Origin of the sequence: Prosthecobacter sp., from assembly GCF_014879935.1 — a bacterium.
GTDB lineage: Bacteria > Verrucomicrobiota > Verrucomicrobiia > Verrucomicrobiales > Verrucomicrobiaceae > Prosthecobacter.
Map to the genome: position 1 here is coordinate 93,603 of NZ_JACSRD010000146.1, position 20,486 is coordinate 114,088.

15 protein-coding genes and 1 tRNA gene are annotated in these 20,486 nt (G+C 60.9%); 13 read left to right on the top strand and 3 right to left on the bottom strand.

Translation table 11 applies throughout. From position 1 onward, the window contains the following. Position 1: 1 nt before the first annotated feature. The 7 genes from IAE77_RS13645 to IAE77_RS13675 all read left to right on the top strand — a co-directional run bounded on the left by IAE77_RS13645 (position 2) and on the right by IAE77_RS13675 (position 7,111). On the top strand, positions 2-1,414 hold the full coding sequence (locus IAE77_RS13645) for a sulfatase-like hydrolase/transferase (protein WP_294227397.1): 1,413 nt from the start codon (positions 2-4) through the stop codon (positions 1,412-1,414). A gap of 248 nt (positions 1,415-1,662) precedes the next feature. Continuing rightward, positions 1,663-1,733: transfer RNA gene (locus IAE77_RS13650), tRNA-Gly, on the top strand. Positions 1,734-1,780: 47 nt separating this feature from the next. Beyond that, positions 1,781-2,335: a hypothetical protein gene (locus IAE77_RS13655; RefSeq protein WP_294227399.1), complete on the top strand. Its 555-nt coding sequence runs from the start codon at positions 1,781-1,783 to the stop codon at positions 2,333-2,335. Between the two features lie 57 nt (positions 2,336-2,392). Beyond that, positions 2,393-3,595 (top strand): outer membrane beta-barrel protein, encoded by a 1,203-nt coding sequence (locus IAE77_RS13660; protein WP_294227401.1) that lies wholly within the window; start codon positions 2,393-2,395, stop codon positions 3,593-3,595. Between the two features lie 121 nt (positions 3,596-3,716). Then, positions 3,717-5,912, top strand: a complete 2,196-nt coding sequence (locus IAE77_RS13665) for a polysaccharide biosynthesis tyrosine autokinase (protein WP_294227404.1) — start codon at positions 3,717-3,719, stop codon at positions 5,910-5,912. Positions 5,913-5,932: 20 nt separating this feature from the next. Beyond that, entirely contained in the window at positions 5,933-6,499 is a 567-nt protein-coding gene (locus IAE77_RS13670; RefSeq protein ID WP_294227406.1) for a polysaccharide biosynthesis/export family protein, read from the top strand. Between the two features lie 63 nt (positions 6,500-6,562). Next, positions 6,563-7,111 (top strand): polysaccharide biosynthesis/export family protein, encoded by a 549-nt coding sequence (locus IAE77_RS13675; protein WP_294227408.1) that lies wholly within the window; start codon positions 6,563-6,565, stop codon positions 7,109-7,111. Positions 7,112-7,167: 56 nt separating this feature from the next. Here the strand turns inward: IAE77_RS13675 and ilvD are convergent, their stop codons facing one another. Further along, positions 7,168-8,883 carry a dihydroxy-acid dehydratase gene (gene ilvD / locus IAE77_RS13680; protein ID WP_294227410.1) on the bottom strand — a complete coding sequence of 572 codons (1,716 nt, stop codon included), beginning with the start codon at positions 8,881-8,883 and terminating at the stop codon, positions 7,168-7,170. Between the two features lie 77 nt (positions 8,884-8,960). Then, entirely contained in the window at positions 8,961-12,152 is a 3,192-nt protein-coding gene (locus tag IAE77_RS13685; RefSeq protein ID WP_294227412.1) for a hypothetical protein, read from the bottom strand. A gap of 237 nt (positions 12,153-12,389) precedes the next feature. Here IAE77_RS13685 and IAE77_RS13690 point away from each other — a divergent pair, with 237 nt between their 5' ends. From IAE77_RS13690 to IAE77_RS13710, 5 genes are all read left to right on the top strand, one after another. Further along, positions 12,390-13,169 (top strand): cytochrome c, encoded by a 780-nt coding sequence (locus IAE77_RS13690; protein WP_294227414.1) that lies wholly within the window; start codon positions 12,390-12,392, stop codon positions 13,167-13,169. Positions 13,170-13,230: 61 nt separating this feature from the next. Further along, the gene (locus IAE77_RS13695) at positions 13,231-14,700 is read left to right on the top strand and encodes a sulfatase (RefSeq protein WP_294227416.1); all 1,470 of its coding nucleotides are present in this window, start codon (positions 13,231-13,233) and stop codon (positions 14,698-14,700) included. A 62-nt stretch (positions 14,701-14,762) separates the two neighbouring features. Then, positions 14,763-15,743, top strand: a complete 981-nt coding sequence (locus IAE77_RS13700; protein ID WP_294227419.1) for a DUF1593 domain-containing protein — start codon at positions 14,763-14,765, stop codon at positions 15,741-15,743. Between the two features lie 13 nt (positions 15,744-15,756). Beyond that, positions 15,757-16,707: a DUF1080 domain-containing protein gene (locus tag IAE77_RS13705; protein ID WP_294227421.1), complete on the top strand. Its 951-nt coding sequence runs from the start codon at positions 15,757-15,759 to the stop codon at positions 16,705-16,707. After that, positions 16,704-17,576, top strand: coding sequence for a hypothetical protein (locus IAE77_RS13710; protein WP_294227423.1), 873 nt, complete (start codon positions 16,704-16,706; stop codon positions 17,574-17,576). The genes IAE77_RS13705 and IAE77_RS13710 overlap by 4 nt, the downstream gene beginning before the upstream one ends. Here IAE77_RS13710 and IAE77_RS13715 read toward each other — a convergent pair whose 3' ends face one another. Continuing rightward, complete coding sequence (locus IAE77_RS13715; RefSeq protein ID WP_294227425.1) at positions 17,577-19,718, bottom strand: sensor histidine kinase; 2,142 nt, start codon at positions 19,716-19,718, stop codon at positions 17,577-17,579. Positions 19,719-19,848: 130 nt separating this feature from the next. On the opposite strand from IAE77_RS13715, the gene IAE77_RS13720 reads away from it, so the two are divergent. After that, positions 19,849-20,454: a response regulator transcription factor gene (locus tag IAE77_RS13720; RefSeq protein ID WP_294227426.1), complete on the top strand. Its 606-nt coding sequence runs from the start codon at positions 19,849-19,851 to the stop codon at positions 20,452-20,454. Positions 20,455-20,486 lie beyond the last annotated feature (32 nt).

Sequence of the window (20,486 nt, forward strand, 5' to 3'; positions counted from 1 at the left end):
CATGTCGCTAGCCGCCGCCACCGCGTTCGCGGTGGAGCCGCCCAACATCGTGCTCGTGATGGCGGATGATCAGGGCTGGGGAGACATGGGTTACAATGGCCATCCGCATGTGAAGACGCCGAACTTCGACGCGATGGCGAAAGAAGGGCTGCGATTTGACCAGTTTCACGCCGCGGCACCGGTCTGCTCTCCCACACGCGGCAGCGTGATGACCGGGCGGACGCCGAACCGGTTTGGCTGCTTCTCCTGGGGGCACACGCTGCGCCCGCAGGAGATCACCATCGCCGAGGCATTGAAAACCGCCGGATATGCGACCGGTCACTTCGGCAAATGGCATTTGGGCTCGGTGCAGAAGGCCAGTCCGGTCAGCCCGGGAGCCAGCGGCTTCGACGAGTGGGTGTCGTCGCCGAATTTCTTCGATCTCGATCCGGTGCTGAGCGTGCAGGGCAGGGCAGAAGCATTCAAAGGCGACAGTTCGGACGTGACCGTCGGGCATGCGCTGAAGTTCATCCGCCGCTGCGCTGAAACGAAACAGCGTTTCTTTGCGGTGGTCTGGTTCGGCTCGCCGCATGACCCTCATCAGGCGCTGGAGGCCGACAGGGCACCGTATGCGGGCCTCCCGGAGAAGCAGCAGAACTTTTATGGTGAGATCACCGCCATGGACCGTGCGTTTGGACGGCTGCGATCCGCTCTGAAGGAACTGAATGTCAGCGAGGAAACTCTCCTGTGGTATTGCAGCGACAACGGAGCGTTGCCCAAAGTCGGCTCCACAGGCGGGCGGCGGGGGTTCAAAGGGCAGGTTTATGAGGGAGGTCTCGCGGTGCCGTCGCTGTTGGAGTGGCCGGCGGTTTTCAACGAACCCAAGGTCGTCAAGGCACCGTGTGTCACCTCTGACATCTATCCCACGGTGCTCGGCATCGCGGGAGTGACCATGGAAAATCAGCCGCCGCTGGATGGGATCGATCTCATGCCTTTGCTGACTGGACAGACGTCGCGTCGCACCAAGCCGATCGGGTTCTGGGATGCGGGTGTCAAAGGCATCAGCACACCATCCAAGGCATGGATGGATGAACTGCTGGCCGCACAACACCGGGGTGAGGAGCCTGAAGATCCGGCTCGAATCCGACCCGACGCGGGAAAAATGGGATCTCCACAGTCACTCACTGAGTTTCCAGGACACGCCGCCTGGCTCGACTGGCCTTGGAAGTTGCACCGCATTGAGAATCGACGCACCCACGATGTCACCTGGGAACTGTACAACCTCGCCACCGACCCCGATGAAAGCACTGTTCTTCTGGCGGAGCAGCCCGAGCGTGTGCCGGAAATGCAGGGGAATCTCGAAAAGTGGCTGGAAAACGTGGTCCAGAGCCTGAGTGGCGAGGACTACGCCGACGCTGATTCTTCAAAAAAATGAGGCAGCGGACCTGTCGCGCGCCCCAGGTCGGATGGATTGCATGAATGTTCAGGTCAAAATGGCTTCTTTTGACTCCCTGCTTGCCACCTTCCTCATTGGTGCTAATAAACAGCCGCAATTGAAGAGTCAGATTGGTAAACTTTTGAAATTCTGAATAGATCAGTGTTTCTAAAATTTTAAAATCTTACATTTAATTCTAAAAAATATCTTGCGGCAGTGAGGTGTTACGTGATACTATAACTTTAATTGCGGGTATAGCTTAATGGTAAAGTTCCAGCCTTCCACGCTGGCCATGTGGGTTCGATTCCCACTACCCGCTCTGATCACGCATAAAACCTTCAAAAAACTGTAAATTCACTGCCGCTTATGAAAGCTGTATTTGCATCTCGCATCGCGATCGCAGGCATGTTCTCGTTCGCAGTTCTTACCCCGGTTTTCGCCCAATCAGCGGGCGGTTGCGCTGAAATCTCCAGCGATGTGAGTGCTGCTGTCGCCAAAGATCCATCGAAGGTGCTGATGGTGGTGGAAGACGCTTTGGTGATCAATGAAAGTTGTGCGGCAGACATTGTGAAAGCCGCCATTGTGGCCTCAAAGGCCGATGCCGGGCTCGCCAGCCAGATCGTTCAAACCGCCGTCTCAGTGGCACCTAAGATGGCTGGCGTGATCAACGACGCCGCAGGTTCTGTCGTCCCTGGTCTGGCCGCTGTTACACCAGTCGATGACACACCGCGCCCAGTCACGGCGTCTGAGAAAAACCCGGTGAATGTTAAGAATCCGGTTTTGCCCCCGGCCCCCGTTGAGGAAGACTTCTTCGTCCCTTCTTCCATTCGCGGTGTGTTCCTGATCCAGCCACCTGCTTCCGGCCCGCTGCCCTGCCGTTGCGACACCAATCCCGTGTCTCCTTCGACCTCGATTCCCTGACGAGGCATCCACCGACGGCATTGACCCCCTAATTCCCCACCTCGGACCCTTTTCGCCATGCGCTTTTCACTCGCTATGCTGATTCTGGCAGCTGGACTGCTCAGCCCAGTGGTTGCGCGTGCTCAGGGATTGGTGGCCATTCAGAATTACTCCGCAGACTTTAGAACGGAACAACCGCTCACCTTCTCTTTCACGGGTCAGAGCGGTTACGACATGCTGAAATACCGCGTCAATTCGCCGCTGGTTCAGGACATCGAGTCCTGGTATGTCCAAGGAGGATTTGGTGCCGCCTATACGCGCCCGGACCGCACAACGCCGTTCAGCTTCAACCTCGACACGAGCGTCATTCACTACATCGACGGAGTGCCGCGTTTCGGCGGAACGTTCTATAACGCACGTGGGTCGGCGAGCTTCGAACACCGCTTCTCCGAGCGCCTGAAGATCAGCAACAACTTCTATCTGACCTACGGCGTCGATCCCGGCACGGCCTATGGCTATGGCGCGTCCACCACGCTTTGGAACGGGCAGTACCTCTATGGCTACAATAACTTCAATGTCAGCTACGCCTGGACGCCCCGGCTTTCGACCACCACTTCGTACACCATTGATGGCATCGGATATCAGGATGACTTGGTGGCCGATCCTGAAGATCGGTACACCCATCTCTTTGCCCAGCAGGTCTCCTATGCGCTCAACAAGCGCACCAGCCTGACGGCGGAATATCGATATCGCATGGCGACCTATGTCACGCGTGCGGACAAGAACTTCACCTCTCAGTTTGCGCTTCTCGGCGTCGATCACGCATGGAGCGAGCGCACGTCCGGTTCCTTCCGGGCTGGTGCTGAGTTCTACGATTCCGATCGTGTGAACCAGACTGCCCCTTACGCAGAAGCGGCGGTCAGCTATGCGGTGGATCGCCAGACCATGGTGCGCTGGTTTGCCGCGCTCGGCTTCAACGGGGCTGAACTCGCCGCCTTCAACAGCCGCTACGGTCTGAACACTGGGCTGCAGCTTCACCATCAGGTCACCAAGCGCTTCAGCGTCAACACCAGCGCCTCCTACGCTTACAGTGAGTTCGACAACGGCGGAACGGGCGATGTGACCGAGCATTCGGGCCTGATCTCCGCAGGAATCGGGTATCAGCTTCTCGAAAACCTCAATCTGAACGCCAGCTACTCATTCTCCACGCTTCAGTCCACCGATGCTCTGCGCGAGTTCGACCGCCACCGGGTCTCGCTTGGTGCCACCGCCTCCTTCTAGTCAATCTCTCACAGCCAGACACCAATCCGCCGGCGGGCAGTTTCGGACACCACGAACTCCCGCTGGCGGCGTTTCAAGACCCGTTTGTTAAGCTTTCCAAAAATCTAACGCCAATGCCGGCATGAACGAGACAGGATCAGAACTCCAAAAGCATGCGATGGACACCTGGCAGGTGGTCAAAAACCGTCTCGGCCTCATTTCCCTCTGTTTCATCCTCATCTTCGCCGCCGCAGCGGTCCTCACCTACATCATGCCACGCAAATATCGCGGGCATGTTGAAATGACGATTGAGCGCATCACTCAGGACATCAACGTGTTCGACCGCAACCGTGGCGACAGCCTGGCTTTCACCCAGGAATACATCAAGACCCAGTTCGAGACGATCACCAAGCCCACCACGCTGTATCCTGTCATCGAGAAACTCGATCTCACGAAGCGTTGGGAGTTGCCCAGCCGTCAGGCAGCCCTGGCCCGGTTGCGGGCGAACTTGGAAACGCAGTCCATGCTGCGCTCTGACTTCGTCATCATCGACTACTACGACCAGGACTCCCAGCTCGCGGCCACGATCGCCAATGAGATTGCGAAGAGCTACATGGCCCAGCGCAACAACATCGAGGTTGAAAGAAAACAAAAGGCCCTCACCGTGCTGGAACAAAAAATCTCCGATCAGGAAAAACTGCGCGAACAGGCGCAAATCCGCGCTCAGGAGGCCAAGCGCAAGGCAGGCATCGTCGGTGAATGGTTCATGGGGGGAGGCAGCTCACTGAATCCTGGCAGCGATCTTCGCACCTCTGAGGAGAGCATCCAGATGTCACGCGAGCAGTTGCTCATGCAGTCAGACCAGGACATCCTCACGCTTCAGGCCGAGATCGATCAGGTCGGCAAACTCAGCGCTGACGAACTGATCGCACGTGCCTCGGGGCTGAAACTCGAAAATCCGTCACTGATCGCCAATACGGCGAAATACAACGAACTTTTGGTGCAGCGTGAGGGATTTCTGAATGCCGGCATGGGCCGCCGTCATCCTCAAATTGAAAGCCTCACCAGCCAGATCGACACGTTGAAAAAACAAATTGTCGATGAGGCGCAGGCGCATGTTCAGGGCCTCCAAAATCGCCTTGATGCCGCGAAAAAGAAACACGAGTCGCTCGTGGAATACACTGGCAAAGCCAAAGACGAGATCCTGGGCATGCAAACGCTCTACAACGAGTACAAGAGCGCCAAGGACGAGGTGGCTCAGCTTGACAACATTATCGTCAACTTGAGCTCCAGAAACCTTGAGGAAAAGGTCGGCATCGAACTCCAGAAATCACCCGCCACTATCTACGCCGAGGCGGAGCCCGAAGGGAAACCCGCCAAGCCCAACGTTCCGCTGCATCTGGCCCTCGGCGGCGTGCTGGGTCTCATGTTCGGCCTCGGCCTCGCCTTCTTCCTCGAGTACATGGACACCACCGTGAAGAGCCTCGATGACGTTGAGCGCTTCCTTGGAGTCCCCGTTCTCGCCGTTGTGCCAAAGAACGTCGGCGTGCTGCACCGCTCCAGCGGCTTCAATCCCGATGCCGAGGCGTATCGCATCCTGCGCACGAACATCGAATTCAACCGCAAGTCTCCTGATGCCAACTGCCTCACTGTCGTCAGCGGTGGTGCTGGCGAAGGCAAGTCCACGACGATGGTGAACCTCGCCTACGTCTGTGCCCAGGGAGGTTACAACGTGCTGCTCATCGATGCCGACCTGCGTCGTCCCAGCATGCACACGCACTTCGACGTCAGCCACACCACGGGGCTGACAAATTACCTCACCACCGACATCCGGCTGGAGGACGTCGTGTTGCGCACCCAGGTGGAAAATCTGTTCTTCCTGCCCAGCGGCCTGCTTCCGGCGGACAGCGCCGGATTGCTCAACTCCCAACGCATGGTGGATCTCATCGCCGACGTGAAGAGCCGCTTCGACCTCGTGCTCATCGATTCGCCGCCAATCCTCGGTGTCAGCGACGCTTCGGTGCTCGCCAACGAGGCTGACATGACCATGATCGTCGTGCAGCACCGGAAACTGCCACGCCACATGCTCATGCGGGTGAAGCAGACCGTGGACAATGTGGGTGGCAAGGTCATCGGCGTCGTTCTCAACAACGTCGATCTGCAGAGCGACGCGCAGTATCAATACTACACGAGCTACTACACCTATTACTCGCCCACCAATTCGCCGAATGGCAGCAGTGGCAAGTCACGCCGCCGCAAGGTGAAGGCGGAGAGCACGGCTCCGGCCCTTGCCGGAACCCGGCCCATGGCACGCGCCGAGGGCGATGATGTCTTTTGACCCCGAACCAGCCAACTCACATGAACTTGCGAAAAATCCTCCTCGCCATCGCCGCCTTCGGACTCCTCGTGGCCGCTGCACGTGCGCAAAACGGCGAACTGGCCCTCAAGGCCAACGACCGCGTCACCCTGTCCATCGGCGGCATTCCCGACAGCGAAGTCGCCCAGATCCGGGGCATCTACACCGTCAGCGACAACGGCACCATCAACCTCCTTTACATAGGAGAGGTCCGTGCCGCCGGCATGAAGCCTTCCTCCCTCCAGCGCAGCATTGAGCAGACCTACATCGCCCGTGAGATTTACACCCGGCCGACCGTCACCGTCTCCATTGATGGCGACGCTGCCACGGCCCGCATGGTGTATGTGATCAGCGGTTGTGCCAAAAACGGCCCCGTGCCCTACAGCCCCGGAATGACGATCCTGAAAGCCATCGGTGTCGCCGGCGGCTTCACTCCGTTCGCCAAACCCAGCCGCACCAAGCTCATCCGCAACGGCACCACCTCCGAGATCAATTTGAAGGACATCAGCGCCGACCCGCGTCGCGACGTCCCCCTCCAGCCGGAGGACCAGATCATCGTTCCAGAGTAAACCCGGGACCACGGACGTCTTCGCCCTCCGAACACTCCACCGCGTTGATTTATGTCCCTGATCATGAAAGCGTGCCTTGGGCTGCTTCTCCTCGCGCTGCCAGCTTTCGCGGAGAACACAGAACTGCCTCTCAAAGCCGGTGATCGGGTTGCCTTGTCGATCGGCGGGATCCTGGAGAGCGATGCGGCGCAAATCAGCAGAGTTTACAGCATCAGCGACAGCGGAACGATCAACCTCGTGCACGTTGGCGAGGTCAAAGCAGCCGGCTTGAAGCCTTCAGCCCTCCAGCGGGCCGTTCAGGACGCCTACATCAAGAGCGAGATCTACACCAGACCTGTCGTCAACGTGACCATTGACGGCGGCAACACCCCTGACCGCATGGTGTATGTGGTGAGTGGCTGCCGCAAGAACGGTCCCGTCGCCTACAACGCCGGCATGACGATCATGAAAGCCATCAGCGTCGCTGGAGGACTCAATGAATTTGCCCGGCCTAAGAACACGAAGCTCATTCGGGCTGGCAAAACCCTCGAACTGGACCTTCGAAACGTCACATCAGACACCGCGAAGGACATCAAGCTGGAGCCTGAGGATCAGATCCTCATTTCCGAGTAGGAGAGGAATGGCCCGGGTTGTCTCTGGAGCCTGCTTTCGCTCAGCCTTGTGAACGGTCACAGCCCCAGATCCGTTACCGCGCCATGGCTGGCGTCGCAGGTGAGCTTCGCATACTTCGCCAGCACACCGCGAGTGTAGCGCGGTTTCGGCTGCTTCCAGGCCTTGAGGCGGGTTTTGAGCTCCTTGTCAGGAATGCCCAGCGTGATGCTGCGCTTCACCGCGTCGATGGTGATCGGGTCGCCGTTCTTGATGACGGCGATCGGGCCGCCGACAAACGCCTCCGGCGTGACATGGCCGACCACGAAACCGTGGCTGCCGCCGCTGAAACGTCCGTCGGTGATGAAGGCGACATCCTTGCCCAGTCCTTTGCCCATGATGGCGCTGGTGGGGGAAAGCATCTCGCGCATGCCGGGTCCGCCTTTCGGGCCTTCCATGCGCACGACGATGACGTGGCCCTTCTTGACCTTGTCGTTCAGGATGGCCTGCAGCGCGGTCTCTTCAGACTCGAACACGATGGCCTTGCCGCTGAATTTGGTGCCCTCTTTACCGGTGATTTTGCCGACGGCGCCTCCGGGGCAAAGATTGCCTTTGAAGATGACGAGGTGGCTGTCTTTTTTGATCGGATCAGCGAGCGGGCGCACAATCGTCTGGCTCTTCGGCCACACGATCTTGGAGTTCCGCATGTTTTCCTTCATCGTCTTGCCGGTGACGGTCAGGCAGTCGCCGTGCATGAGGCCTTCCTCGACCAGCAGGCGCATCAGCGGCACGGTGCCGCCGATCTTCACCAGGTCGTTCATGAAATATTTCCCGCTTGGGCGCAGATCGGCCAGCACCGGCGTCTTCTTGCCGATGCGGACGAAGTCCTCGATCCCAAGCTTCACGCCTGCGCTGTGAGCGGCGGCGATCAGGTGCAGCACGGCGTTCGTGGAGCCACCGAGCGTGATGATCAGCGTGATGGCGTTCTCAAAAGCCTCCTTCGTCATGATGTCGCGCGGCGTGATGCCGCGTTTGATCATGTTCATCACAGCAGCGCCGGCGTCAAAGCAGTCAATCAGCTTCTCATTCGAAACTGCCGCCTGCGCACCGCTGTTGGGAAGGCTCATGCCCATGGCTTCTATGGCGCTGGCCATCGTGTTGGCCGTGTACATGCCGCCACAGGAACCTTCACCCGGGATGGAGTGCTCTTCGATATCGACGAGCTGCTTGTCAGAGATCTGGCAGTTCGCGTGTTTGCCGATGGCTTCGAAGACGGTGACGATGTCCGCATCCTTCTTCTCCGGTCCGACGCAGCCAGGAAGGATCGTGCCGCCGTAAACAAACACGCTCGGACGATTCATGCGCCCCATGGCCATGATGCAGCCGGGCATGTTCTTGTCACAGCCGCCAATGGCGACGTAGCCGTCCATGCCTTCGCAGCCGACGACCGTTTCAATCGAGTCGGCGATGACCTCGCGGGAAACGAGTGAGTACTTCATCCCCTCCGTGCCCATCGAGATGCCATCGGAGATGGTGATGGTGTTGAAAATCACCGACTTGCCGCCGGCGGCATCGACCCCTTTGGCCGCTTCCTTCGCGAGGCGGTCGATGTGCATGTTGCAGGGCGTGACCATGCTCCAGGTGCTGGCGATGCCGATCTTGTTCTTCTTGAAGTCCTCGCGCTTAAAACCCACCGCGTGCAGCATGGCACGGCTGGCGGCGCGTTCCACGCCATCGACAACGACGGCGCTGTGTTTGCGATGCAGGGAGGGCTTGGAAGCGGCTTTCTTGGACATGGCTTGGGGAGGATGGGCGCGCAAAGTGCCAGACACGATCCCGCACGCAAGCAGCCTTTGCGGCAAAGGACGTGCTCTCAGCGCAGACTTTGGCGCCACCCTTCCAGCATCTGTTTCGCCTTCACGTCGATGGGATCGTCCAGGCTGACGCCGGCAGACTTCACACACCAGTCCAGGAACTCGCGTATGGCAGCACGATCGACGCCTGGCGTGGCGAGGGTGGTGTTGACCTGCGCCTCCACACGATCTCGAAACAGGCCTTTTTCAGAAGCGTGGTGAACGCTCCACGCGATCAGCATCCGTGTGATGGTGGTGGGATCGGGCTCATTCCACACGGCGAGTATTTGCCGGGGCAGATGGAAACGGCCGGTCACCGCATGTGCCTGTCCGCCTGCTGTCCTGGCCTCTCTCCCTTCGACGTCCGTGCCATCAAAAGTGGCCACGCGTTCCAGTTCAGACGCGGTGTCACGCAGATTGAGCACGTATATGGCGGCAAAGACGGGGTTCAGCGCCGAATTGGTGTGGTGAAGCTGCTTCACCAGCAGGGTGCGGCATTCGTCCAGGTGCTGGCCGTTGTTGCTGCCCGAGACCAGGCGGCAAAGATAGTCGTTGGCATCCAGATTCAGGGCGATTTCCTTCTGATGGAAGGCATTGAAGGCCTCCCAATGCCGGATCGCTCCGTCGCGTTTTGTCAGCGCCTCTGCCGCCATTCGGCCAGTGCCGGCGAACTCGCCTGCTTGATCCTTCATTTCTTTGAGCAGCGCCTTTTCGATGCGGGGATCGCGATGTCGCATCGGATCATCGGGCGGCACCAGCTTGTCGATCACCGTTCGTTTGCCCTGGTCGCCGGTCTTGGGGTCGGCTAGTACGGCGACCAAGTGGTCCACGTCCGTTTCGATGCCTACAACAGGTGGCGCGATGACCGCGCAGGCTTCACGAGCCTTTCCTTTCATCTGGGGGAGCAGTCGCGTGGCAGCGTTGATATCCGCGTCGCAAAGTTCCTCGAACAAAGCCACTGCTGTGGGCACTTCATCGGCAGATGTCAGCTTGAGCAGGTCTGTGGAAAGAACATCGACGTAGGCTCCCAGGTCCAGCTCCCGCAGGCGACGCATGGCCCACGCAGCCTCCGGTCCGTGTGCCAGCGCCCACGTCTTCAGAGCAGCCACGTCGTCACGTGCGGCGAGTTTTCGGCGGACGACGGGCAGCGTGTTGCGCAGCATGAAGGAAAGGTCGTCCTCAAGTTCCTGGCGCAATTCGTGAGCACGCAATTCATCGTCGAGCCGCTCTTGCGCCAGCTTCTGTGCGCGTATTTCAACGTCTGATGGCTGTTTGGGTCTGGCTGCGGTCGTATTGACGTCGCCAGCTCCACCAAAAGGATCGTCGGCTCCGGTAAACGTGTCCGGCAAGGACGGAAGAGGTCGTGGGCCGGCGGCCTTGACGCGCCTTTCCAACTCGCGCAGTTCGTTCTCCGTCCTGGACGGCGGGTGCATCCGGGTTTCAAGCTTTGTCGCCACATCTGCGATCGGCACACCGGTCTCCGCGGCCGCTTCAAGCGCGAGGGCAATAAAAGCAGGCTTGAGGGCAGGCGGATGGTCCAACCGTTCCAAAAAGCGCTCCAGGATCACGCGGACCTCCTGTCTGCGCTTTTCCGTTGTGGTCGGGTCGGGCGGTGCGTCCTGCCACCCTCGCAATACGGGCATGGCATGATGCAGAAAGTCACGGCTGCCGCCCCAGCGCGATGGAAGCTCTTTTTCAATCAGCAGACAGGCAAAGTTCAGCGCCGTCTCTTTGTTGTAGTCGGCGTTCCAGCGCAGGCAGACATCGTTCGAGAACACCGTGCCGTCCAAGTCCACCAGCGCCTTGCCACCTGCGGACGGCTGGAGCTTGAGCTGGGCGAAACCATCGGCGGTGGACATGGACATGCCCGATCCGCCTTGGTCTTTGCGCCGGTCACGGCTGCGCACTCGGTCCAGCCACCAGACGGTGTGCGCGAGATGCCGGGCGTCCGCATCCTTCAGCTCGTGCCAGCTAAAGTCGTAGTACACGCCATCCCGGAGTGCATTGTGAGTGGCGGCACCATTGGTCGCCGTGCGTGCACAGGCCATCCAGGAGTCGCCAGGATGAAAGGAAATGAAGATTGCCCACTGGCGGGCATTGTAGCAGCCGGATGAGCTGTGACTGAGATGGAGCGTTCCCGTTTCCGGAGGTTGCCGCCCGTCGCGATCGTCCACAGCGAGTTGAAAAAACGAGCGGTGCCTGTCTGAGCGATTGATTTCCACCAGCTTCAACGCGGCCGCCTGAGGTGCCATGTCCCAGAAACCTTCCGGAACGCGATCACGTGACTGATGCTCGCGGGCATGATCGTGAAAATTCTGCCCCGGCCCCATGAACGCGAACAGCTCTGCATGGCTCAGCCCTTTGCGTGACTGCTTCACATACGGCCGGGCCGGCGGAGGTGGTGGCACAGGTCCGTAGGCTGGCTCTGCGTCCGCCAAAGGAGATGGCTGGACCACCACTGGGTAGGCAAGCCCGCCATCGGAATGCATTTTCTCCAGGGCGTCGCTCCATTGCAGCAGGTCGTCCTGCAGACGCGCAAAGTGGCTGCCCTTGCCGCCATCGGGACCAATGAATCGCTTCCTGGCGGCATCCCATTCATAAACCGCGCCGGGCTTTTCAGGTGTGCCGGTGCTCGGAAAGAGCACCACCTGCCAGGTGCCATTGGTCCCCGCTCGAATGTCCCACGACCAGCGGTTCTCAGCCGTGTCAGCGTCTCTGGCGTGCCAGTTCAGCACCACGGTCAGCAGCGTTCTCGGTTTCAGCTCTGCTGTTTGAATCGTGAGAACCTCGACCTTGTCATGGCCGCCGGACACCCCTGTGTTGCAGGTGTCCAGCATCTCCACCAAACCGTCACCGTTGACGTCGAGGAGGTAACCGTCGGTGATCATGTTGTCCCCGTCGAAGGGGGTGAAGCTTCTGCCATCCGGGTGGAAGCCGTCCAAGGACTGGTCCACCAGACGAGGCGGCCCCTTGCCGCCCGTGCTGAATGATGAAGGCCGCTCTTGGAACAGCTCGTCAGGCCTCATGATCTCGTAGTCGTCAGGTGAGATCAATTCTGACGACCTCCAGTCGGGGTCATGGGACACGATATACAGCGGCGGTGCCGAACCGCGTTGAGGACACACGGTCACCCGGAGGTTGGCGTGTTGTTCGGCGAACTCCTCAAAGCTCTGTTCCTTCGCCCCGTTTTCCATTTCATACAGCGCACGCATGCGGGTGGCTGGATCGAGCAGTTTTCGGACAAGCGCGCTCTCAGTCCTCGCTGTCGTGCATGACAGCAGCATCGCCACGGCGATGCTGCATAGTGAGATGGACGCCAGTCGCATTCGGGCATGATGCCTCGCCAGCCGAACGGCAGTCAAGACGGATGTGGCTGCCAGTCGAGGCTCGCTGTCTGCCAAGATCGGCGTGGTTTTACGGTTTTAGTGAACGATTCTCTTCACCCAACCATGGTGACGCGCGCCCGAGTTTTCTTCCTGCTGGTCTGCTTCCATTTCCCATCGCTTTTCGCTGCGGAACCGGTGCAGCTCGACTTCAACCTGTACATGGAGGGGAAGTACATCTATGAGCGCAATTGCATCGTCTGCCACGGCCAGCGTGGCGATGGGAATGGCGAGATGAGCCCGACTTTGAAGCCGAAACCGCGTTCGTTCCGCGAGGGCATGTTCAAATTCCGCACCACACCGCTCGGTGCCCTGCCCACGGATGACGATCTGCGCCGCACCATCCGCCACGGGCTCACCGGCACGGCGATGGGCATGTTCACCCAGCTCACAGACGGGGAAGTCGATGCCGTCATCACCTACGTGAAGTCATTCTCCCGCCGCTGGCGGAAAGCGGAGAGCTACGCCCAGCCGCTGACGTTCTCCGCCGCGCCTGAGTGGTTCAAAGCACCCGATCAGGTGAAAACACACGCCACGGCGGGTGCGAAGCTCTTCGCCGGAAACTGTGCCGCCTGTCATGGCGAGAAGGCGGATGGCAAAGGCGCGGCCGCTGTGGCCCTGAAGGACATCTGGGGCCTGCCAGCCGCGCCTGCGGACCTGCGCCAGCCGCATCTGCGCTGCGGCGACGGGCCGGATGATCTCTTCCGCGTGCTGGCCACCGGTCTGAACGGCACGGCGATGGTCAGCTTTGAAAAAACACTCACCGAGCAGCAACGCTGGGACATCATCGCCCACATCCTCAGCATCCGCCTCCCGGCGGTTCCGGTGCTTGGCGGTGCGGAGTGAGCCGGCCTCGGAGATCGAAAATCAGGCGCAATCGTCCTGCTGTGTGCCTCGTTCAGGCTGCATGACAAAAATCACTCCCGCGCTTCGGACGGTCGCGTTCTGCCTGCTCGGTGGCGTGTCTTTGGCCGCGGCAGACGAGCGAAAGCCGAACGTCCTCTTCATCGCCATCGACGATCTGTCGAACGCGCTCGGTTGTTATGGCGATCCGGTGGCCAAAACGCCTCATATGGACCGTCTCGCGGCCTCGGGCGTGCGGTTTGACCGTGCCTACAATCAGATCCCGCTCTGCAATCCCAGCCGCGCGTCGTTGATGACCGGCCGCAGACCGGATGCCACGCAGGTGTACGACCTCGACCGCCATTTCCGTGCGGCGTTGCCGGATGTGGTCACGCTGCCGCAGCTTTTCAAAAACAACGGCTGGTTCACCGCCCGCGTCGGGAAGATCTACCACTACGACGTGCCCAAAGGCATCGGCACCGACGGGCTCGATGACCAACCGTCATGGCAGGTCGTCGTGAATCCAAAAGGCCGCGATGTGGTGGACGAAGACAAGATCACCAACCCGACGCCCGCGAAGCCCGTCAGCGCCGCTCTGAGCTGGCTCGCCGCCGATGGTGCCGACGAGGAGCAAACCGACGGCATGATCGCCAGCGAGGCCATCAAGCTCCTCAAACAGCATCGCGACGAGCCGTTCTTCCTCGGTGTCGGTTTCTTCCGCCCGCACACACCTTTCGTCGCGCCGAAGAAGTACTTCGACATGCATCCGCTTGAAGCGATGCGCCTGCCTTATGCGCCGCCTGATGATCGTGCGGACATTCCCGTGCCCGCGTTTGCACATAACAACCCGATTCCAAACTACGGACTCGACGAACTCACCTGCCGCAGGGCGATGCAGGCCTACCATGCCTGCGTTTCGTTCGTGGACGCGCAGGTGGGTCGTCTGCTCGATGCGCTGGACCGCCTCAAACTCGCCGACCGCACCATCATCGTGCTATGGAGCGATCACGGCTATCATCTCGGCGAGCACAACGGCATCTGGCAGAAGCGCACGCTGTTTGAAGAAGGTGCGCGGGCTCCGCTCATCATCCGTGCGCCAGCGGCGAAGGGAAATGGCCGGGAATGCCCCCGCGTTGTCGAGTTCGTGGACATTTTTCCCACTGTCGCCGGATTCGCCGCGCTGCCGCTCCCAGCCGGACTGCATGGCCGCAGCCTGGTCCCGCTGCTGAACGACCCGCTGATGGAATGGGACGGCGCCGCCATCACCCAGATTCTGCGTCCCGCCGACGACCGGCTGCCGCAGCAGGTCATGGGCCGCAGCATCCGCACCGAACGCTGGCGCTACACCGAGTGGAACGGCGGAACCGACGGCATCGAGCTCTACGACCACCGCGACGACCCGCATGAGTTCCGCAATCGTGCCCAAAACCCGGACCCCGAGGCAGAAGCCGCCATGAAACGGCTTCACGCTCAGTTTCGAGATCGCGCCTCGCCAAATCCTCCGGCATCTCCGGTCAACCCGAAGCGCTTGTAATGCCGTTCAAAGTCCAATCCAGATCCATCATGATTGTTCGAGTCATCCTCAGCCTCCTTGCCATGGCCTCCGCATCCTTTGGTGGTCAGCGTCCTCGTCTCGCCATCCTGACTGACATTGGCGGCGATCCGGATGACCAGCAGTCGATGGTGCGACTCATGGTGTATGCGAACGAGTTCGACATCGAACTGTTGCTGGCGAGCGCGGCTGGAACGCCGGGCGAGTTGAAGGAGGCGGTGACGAAGGCGGAGCTGATCCGCGAGATCATCGGCGGTTATGAGAAGGTGCTGCCAAATCTCAAGAAACATGCGGTCGGATGGCCGGAAGCGGAGGCGTTGCGCAAGTGCGTGAAGTCCGGCAATCCTCATCGTGGCCGCGAAAACATCGGTGAAGGCCACGACAGCGAAGGTTCGCGTGAACTGGTGCGGCTGATCGACGCAGGAACGGCGGAGCGGCCTCTGAATGTGGCGATCTGGGGTGGCCAGACGGATTTTGCGCAGGCTCTGTGGCGGGTGAAGAAGGATCGCGGCCTGGATGGCCTGGCGACATTCGCGAAGAGGGTGCGCGTGTATGACATCAATGATCAGGATCGCATCGCCGACTGGATGCGCGTCGAGTTTCCCGGGCTGAACTACATCCTGGCGAAGGCGCCGGAGGGGCGAGACAAACGCGAGGGCACCTATCGCGGCGTTTATCTCACTGGCGATGAATCCCTGACCGGCGCAGCGTGGATCGAGGCGAATGTGAAGTCGCGAGGGCCGCTGGGGACCTTGTATCCGATGAAAACGTCCACCGCGCCGAATCCGAATCGCTGCATGAAGGAGGGCGACACGCCGTCGTGGTTCTTCTTTCTCCCGCTCGGAGGCAACGATCCGGCTGATCCGACGAAACCCGGCTGGGGCGGCCAGTTCCGGCGGGAAGCCGACGGCTGGTGGCGTGATCTGCCGGCGAAGGAAGGTTTTGACCCGCGTAGCACGGTGACGCGCTGGCGTGGTGATTTTCAGGCCGACTTCGCGAAGCGCATGACTTGGTGTGTGGAATGAGTCATCGATGATCATGATCCGATTGCTGCTGATTCTCCTCACCACCTCGTTGTCCGCCCAGGACGCGCTCACCGGCCAATGGTCGCTCGATCTGCCCAAGGATGAGAAAGGCTGGCTCTCCGTCGAGCAGGACAAGGTCGAACTCATGTGGGGCGTCGGTTCGGCGAGGCCGCTGGACTCGTTCGAGCGGCAAAACGGCACGCTGAGCTTCGACAAGGCCATCAAACGACCGCTCGCGCCGAAGGAGGAGCCTGCGGTGAAGTATCGCATCACGATGACGGCGGAAGGCGAAGCAATGCGTGGATCAATGCAGCCTGAAAACGGCCTCGCAGTCGTCTTTTCCGGCAAAAAGCAGCCACCGATGCCTCCGCCGCCTGATTTGTCGAAGGTCGTGTTTGGCGAACCCATCACGCTCTTCAACGGACGTGATCTCACGGGCTGGCGTGTCAGCAATCCGGCCAAAAAGAACGGCTGGAGCGCGCGTGACGGCTTTTTGACCAACGACACACCGAAGACGGACTTCAGCGCCTATGGCGAGCACACGAACCTGCGCACCGAGGCCGAGTTTGAGGACTTCCAGCTTCACATTGAGTATCGCCTGCCGCCCGAGACCGGTGGGAACAGCGGCATCTACCTGCGCGGCATGTATGAAGTGCAGGTGACGCATCGCGACAGCAAGATGCAGGGCATCAACGGTCCTGGTGCGGTCTTTGGCCGCATCACACCGACGCACAACGCGGGCAAACCGGCAGGCGAGTGGGATGTGCTCGACATCACGCTTGTAGATCGTCACGTCACCGTCGTGCTCAATGGCGACAAGGTCATCGACAACCAGCCTGTTCCCGGCTGCACCGGCGGCGCGTTGAAGAGTGATGTCACCCAACCCGGCCCCATCTACTTGCAAGGCGACCACACCAGCGTGCAATATCGCAACCTCATTCTTCGTCCCGCCCGCCAGCCATGAAATCTCTTCTCTGCCTTCTCCTTCTCTCTGCGGTGTCATCTTTTGCCGCCGATGTTGAAGCACTCAAGAAACTCGGCGCGAAGGTCACGGAAACCGGTGGTGTCGTCACGCAGGTGCAGGTGAAGTGCGATGCGTTCACCGAGGCGGATTTCAAAACGCTCGGAAGCTTCACGACGATCAAGGATCTCTCGATCAGCGGCAAAACGATCACCGACAGCACGATCGCGTTGCTCACCGGGCTCACGGAGCTCGAACGACTCAGCACCGACGGCATCCAGCTCACCGACGCGGGCTACAAGCACTTTGCCGCGTTTCAGAAGCTCAAGACGCTCGCGTTTTTCCATCCCGCGTTTCGCTCGAAGGACTTCACCGGCAGCGGATTGATTGAATTGAAGGCACTGCCAAAGCTGGAGAATCTGACCTTCGCCGGATCGACGGCCGGGGATGTCGCGCTGGAGGCCATCGGGCAGCTCACGCAGTTGAAAGGGTTCCGCACCTGGCACACGGCGCAGACACAGGCGGGCAATGCGCATCTCGCAAAGCTGTCTCTGACCTCGCTCCGCATGGGCCAGCGTTTGCCCGAATGGGGCAAGGATTCGCCCGCGAGCTTCGATGAATCGACGATGGAGGTGATCGCGCAGATCAAGACGCTCGAATCCCTCGAACTCACCGAGGCGCGTCTCAGCGCGAAGATCATTCCGCAGCTCAAATCGCTGCCGAAGCTGACCAAACTCAAGATCGAGACCGTGGACATCTTTGAAGCCGATGTGGAGGCGATCAAGGCGGCGCTGCCGAACTGCAAAGTCGATTTCAAACCGATGACCGAGGCCGAGAAGGAGGCCCTTCTTGCGAAGAAGCTGCGGCTTTGATCAGGCTGGTAGTCTGACGTTCGCGATCAAGGTGGTGCCGCCTGTGGGCTTGCTTTGGATCGTGAGACTGCCACCGAGGCGTTTCATGCGCTCCTTCATGCCCTGGACGCCGAAGTGGCCCTGCTGAATGCCAGGAACGGTGTCGGGATCGAAGCCGCGGCCGTCATCATGGATGGCCAGGGTGACGACGGTGTCCTGACAGGAGAGTTTCAGGGTGATGTGCTTCGGCTGGGCGTGCTTCAGGGCATTGGTGATGGCCTCCTGGGCGATGAGCAGCAGGTTCCCGGCGATGTCGTCGGGGACGTGCGGCAGCGAGCATTCGCCTGCGACCGTGATCCGGGTGGCGATGCCGAGAGAGCGGTCGTCGGCGATGCGTTGGAGCGCGGCGGCGAGGCTGCCGCCTTCGAGCAGGTGCGTGCGGAGGTTGAAAACGCTGCGCTGCACATCCTCGCGGCTGCGGGCGAGGAGCTGGCGTGCGAGATCGAGGTGATAGGCGCTTTTTTCCGGCTGCCCGACACGCAGATCATCCGCGGCCTCGAGCTGCATGGCCATGCCGGTGAGGGTTTGGGCCATCGTGTCATGCAGATCGGCGGCGAGACGCGTGCGCTCGCGTTGAACGGCTAGAAACTCGACCTCCGCATCGCGTCGTGCGCGGGTTTCCTCGGCAAGCTGGCGGCTGCGGACGTTGACGAGATGGCGCAGCACGCGCACCCAAATCAAAGCGAGCAGCAGAATGACCAGCGTGATGCCGAGGGCGATGGCGAGGCGGCGCACGTTCCACCACGGTGCCGCGGCGATGACACGCACATCACCGGCATTGCGCAGCAGGAGTTCGATCGCGGTGGGGCTGAATCCCTTGTCCGGCACGAGGCGCTCGCGCTGGAAAGTCGTGCGGCAGACGCCGGTGATGGACAGTTCGGCTCCGGTCAGGAGCGCATCGAGCGTGCCATGGGGGTGTGCCTCCGGCAGGCTGGCGCGGATGAGTTCGCCATCGCACTCGAAGAACAGGTGGACGGGGTTCCCGGCCACATGCTGGAGGCTGATCATGCGGCCGCGCAGCGTGACGAGGCGGCCGTCGTAGTCCTCGACATACGAGCCGCTGCGGCCGAGGCGCACGCCGCGGATTTGCGCCAGGGTGGCCGGCGCTGGTGGCGGCGGTGTGCCGGATGACTTCACCCGCAGCAGCGCCTCCTCCATTTCAGCGTAGTAGTGGGGCGTGGCGATGAACCCTGCCGCCTCAATGACGGAACCCAGCGCGAAGGCGTCTTCCTGCCGTGTCTGCACACGGACACCGCGACTGCCATGCTGCAGGTAGAGAAACCGGCCGGGCTCGATGTAGGTGAGCACACCCGTGATGCGCCGCAGATGCAGCGGATCGAACGAGGCGTGGAAGCCGGAGATTTTTTCCAGCGGCACCAGCGGCGCGGAGAATGGATCGGCGATGCCGGGTTTGAGGATCGCGATGTCGGAGGAGTCGGTGGACTGGATGCGCACGCCGACGAGTTCGCCGCGGGAGTTGAAGCTGGGGCCGCAGACGCCGGTGACTTTCACCTCGGCGTCGAGGTAGCGTTCAGGCCGGGTGTCTGTGCCAAGATCGAAGTGCCAGAAGAAGGCGCGGCCGCCGAGGGTGGAAAGGGTGAATTGGAGCACGGGTTCGTCGCGGTAGGTTCTGGCCCTCTCGACGACTTGCACGACTCCGGAGAGCGAGACGCGCTGGCTGTCGTGAAATCCGGTGTTCAGCTCCGCCAGAGTCACGGGAACGGCGGGCGGCAGCGCACGCCGGCCGATGATGCGGGCGCGTTGCGGCCAGATGGTGGAGGCAAAGTGCCCCAGGCCGCTCACACCGGTGATTTCGATGACATCGCCCACGTTCATGGCAGGAAGCGGCTGCTGGAGGAACTTCAGCTTCACATCCTCGTTGGTCGAAACCCACACCCCGGCATCATCGTGCACGACGAAACCGTTCCCGCCGGCGTCGATCCGGGTCACCACGCCCGTCACTTCCACGGGAATGGCCGTGGCGGCCTCCTCGCGGGTGAGCAGGCGGATTTCGGAGCAACTGCGCAGGACCTGCGGGGCCGTCTGGGCCACGACCGGACCGCAAAAGCCCAGGATGGCGCAGACGATGACGCGGGGTGACATGCGCGGCGAGCCTAGAGTGCGCGGCTGTGGGTGGCAAGGAGCAGCCATATCGCCGGATCGGGCAATGGAAGGCGCCGCGGTTTGATGGTATCACAGCGAACTCATGCCTCCGCGAACTGCCATCCGAATCATGCTGGTGGACGATCATTCCATCGTCCGCATGGGACTGGTGACGCTGCTTTCGAGCGAGCAGGATCTGCTCGTCGTGGCCGAGGCGGATGACGGGATGCAGGCGGTGAAACTGCACGCCGAGGCGCGGCCGGATGTGACGCTGCTGGATCTGCGGATGCCGGGCGGCATCGACGGCATAGAGACGCTGAAACGAGTTCGCGAGCAATCCCCCGAGGCGAAGGTGATCGTGCTGACGACCTCGGAGTTCGACGAGGACGTTCTGAGGTCGGTGGAGGGCGGTGCGGCGGGTTATTTGTCGAAAAACGTGAGCCGTGCCGACTTGGCGGCGGCGATTCGTCAGGTGCACGGCGGTGGGAGCTGCCTGCCCGCGCGGCTGGCGCAGCGCATGGATGAGTGGGCACAGCGGCGGCAGCTCACGGGGCGCGAGCTCGAGGTGCTGGAGTTCATGCGCCGGGGGCTTTCGAACCGGGACATCGGAAGGGCGCTGGAAATCAGCGAGCACACGGCCAAGGCCCACGTCTGCGCCATTTTGGGCAAGCTGGGCGCGGCAGACCGGGCCGAGGCGGTGAACATCGCCTTCGAACGCGGGCTGGTGCGGGCATAGCCAGATCGGGTAATAGCCGTTTCGGGCAAAAA

Bases quoted from the DNA above. Each gene is read 5' to 3' on its own strand.
- IAE77_RS13720 (WP_294227426.1), top strand. From the start codon at position 19,849: ATGCTGGTGGACGATCATTCCATCGTCCGCATGGGACTGGTGACGCTG.
- IAE77_RS13695 (WP_294227416.1), top strand. From the start codon at position 13,231: ATGACAAAAATCACTCCCGCGCTTCGGACGGTCGCGTTCTGCCTGCTC.
- ilvD (WP_294227410.1), bottom strand. From the start codon at position 8,883: ATGTCCAAGAAAGCCGCTTCCAAGCCCTCCCTGCATCGCAAACACAGC.
- IAE77_RS13655 (WP_294227399.1), top strand. From the start codon at position 1,781: ATGAAAGCTGTATTTGCATCTCGCATCGCGATCGCAGGCATGTTCTCG.
- IAE77_RS13700 (WP_294227419.1), top strand. From the start codon at position 14,763: ATGGCCTCCGCATCCTTTGGTGGTCAGCGTCCTCGTCTCGCCATCCTG.
- IAE77_RS13685 (WP_294227412.1), bottom strand. From the start codon at position 12,152: ATGCGTGCGCTGTATGAAATGGAAAACGGGGCGAAGGAACAGAGCTTT.
- IAE77_RS13660 (WP_294227401.1), top strand. From the start codon at position 2,393: ATGCGCTTTTCACTCGCTATGCTGATTCTGGCAGCTGGACTGCTCAGC.
- IAE77_RS13710 (WP_294227423.1), top strand. From the start codon at position 16,704: ATGAAATCTCTTCTCTGCCTTCTCCTTCTCTCTGCGGTGTCATCTTTT.
- IAE77_RS13645 (WP_294227397.1), top strand. From the start codon at position 2: ATGTCGCTAGCCGCCGCCACCGCGTTCGCGGTGGAGCCGCCCAACATC.
- IAE77_RS13675 (WP_294227408.1), top strand. From the start codon at position 6,563: ATGAAAGCGTGCCTTGGGCTGCTTCTCCTCGCGCTGCCAGCTTTCGCG.
- IAE77_RS13665 (WP_294227404.1), top strand. From the start codon at position 3,717: ATGAACGAGACAGGATCAGAACTCCAAAAGCATGCGATGGACACCTGG.
- IAE77_RS13690 (WP_294227414.1), top strand. From the start codon at position 12,390: ATGGTGACGCGCGCCCGAGTTTTCTTCCTGCTGGTCTGCTTCCATTTC.
- IAE77_RS13670 (WP_294227406.1), top strand. From the start codon at position 5,933: ATGAACTTGCGAAAAATCCTCCTCGCCATCGCCGCCTTCGGACTCCTC.
- IAE77_RS13705 (WP_294227421.1), top strand. From the start codon at position 15,757: ATGATCCGATTGCTGCTGATTCTCCTCACCACCTCGTTGTCCGCCCAG.
- IAE77_RS13715 (WP_294227425.1), bottom strand. From the start codon at position 19,718: ATGTCACCCCGCGTCATCGTCTGCGCCATCCTGGGCTTTTGCGGTCCG.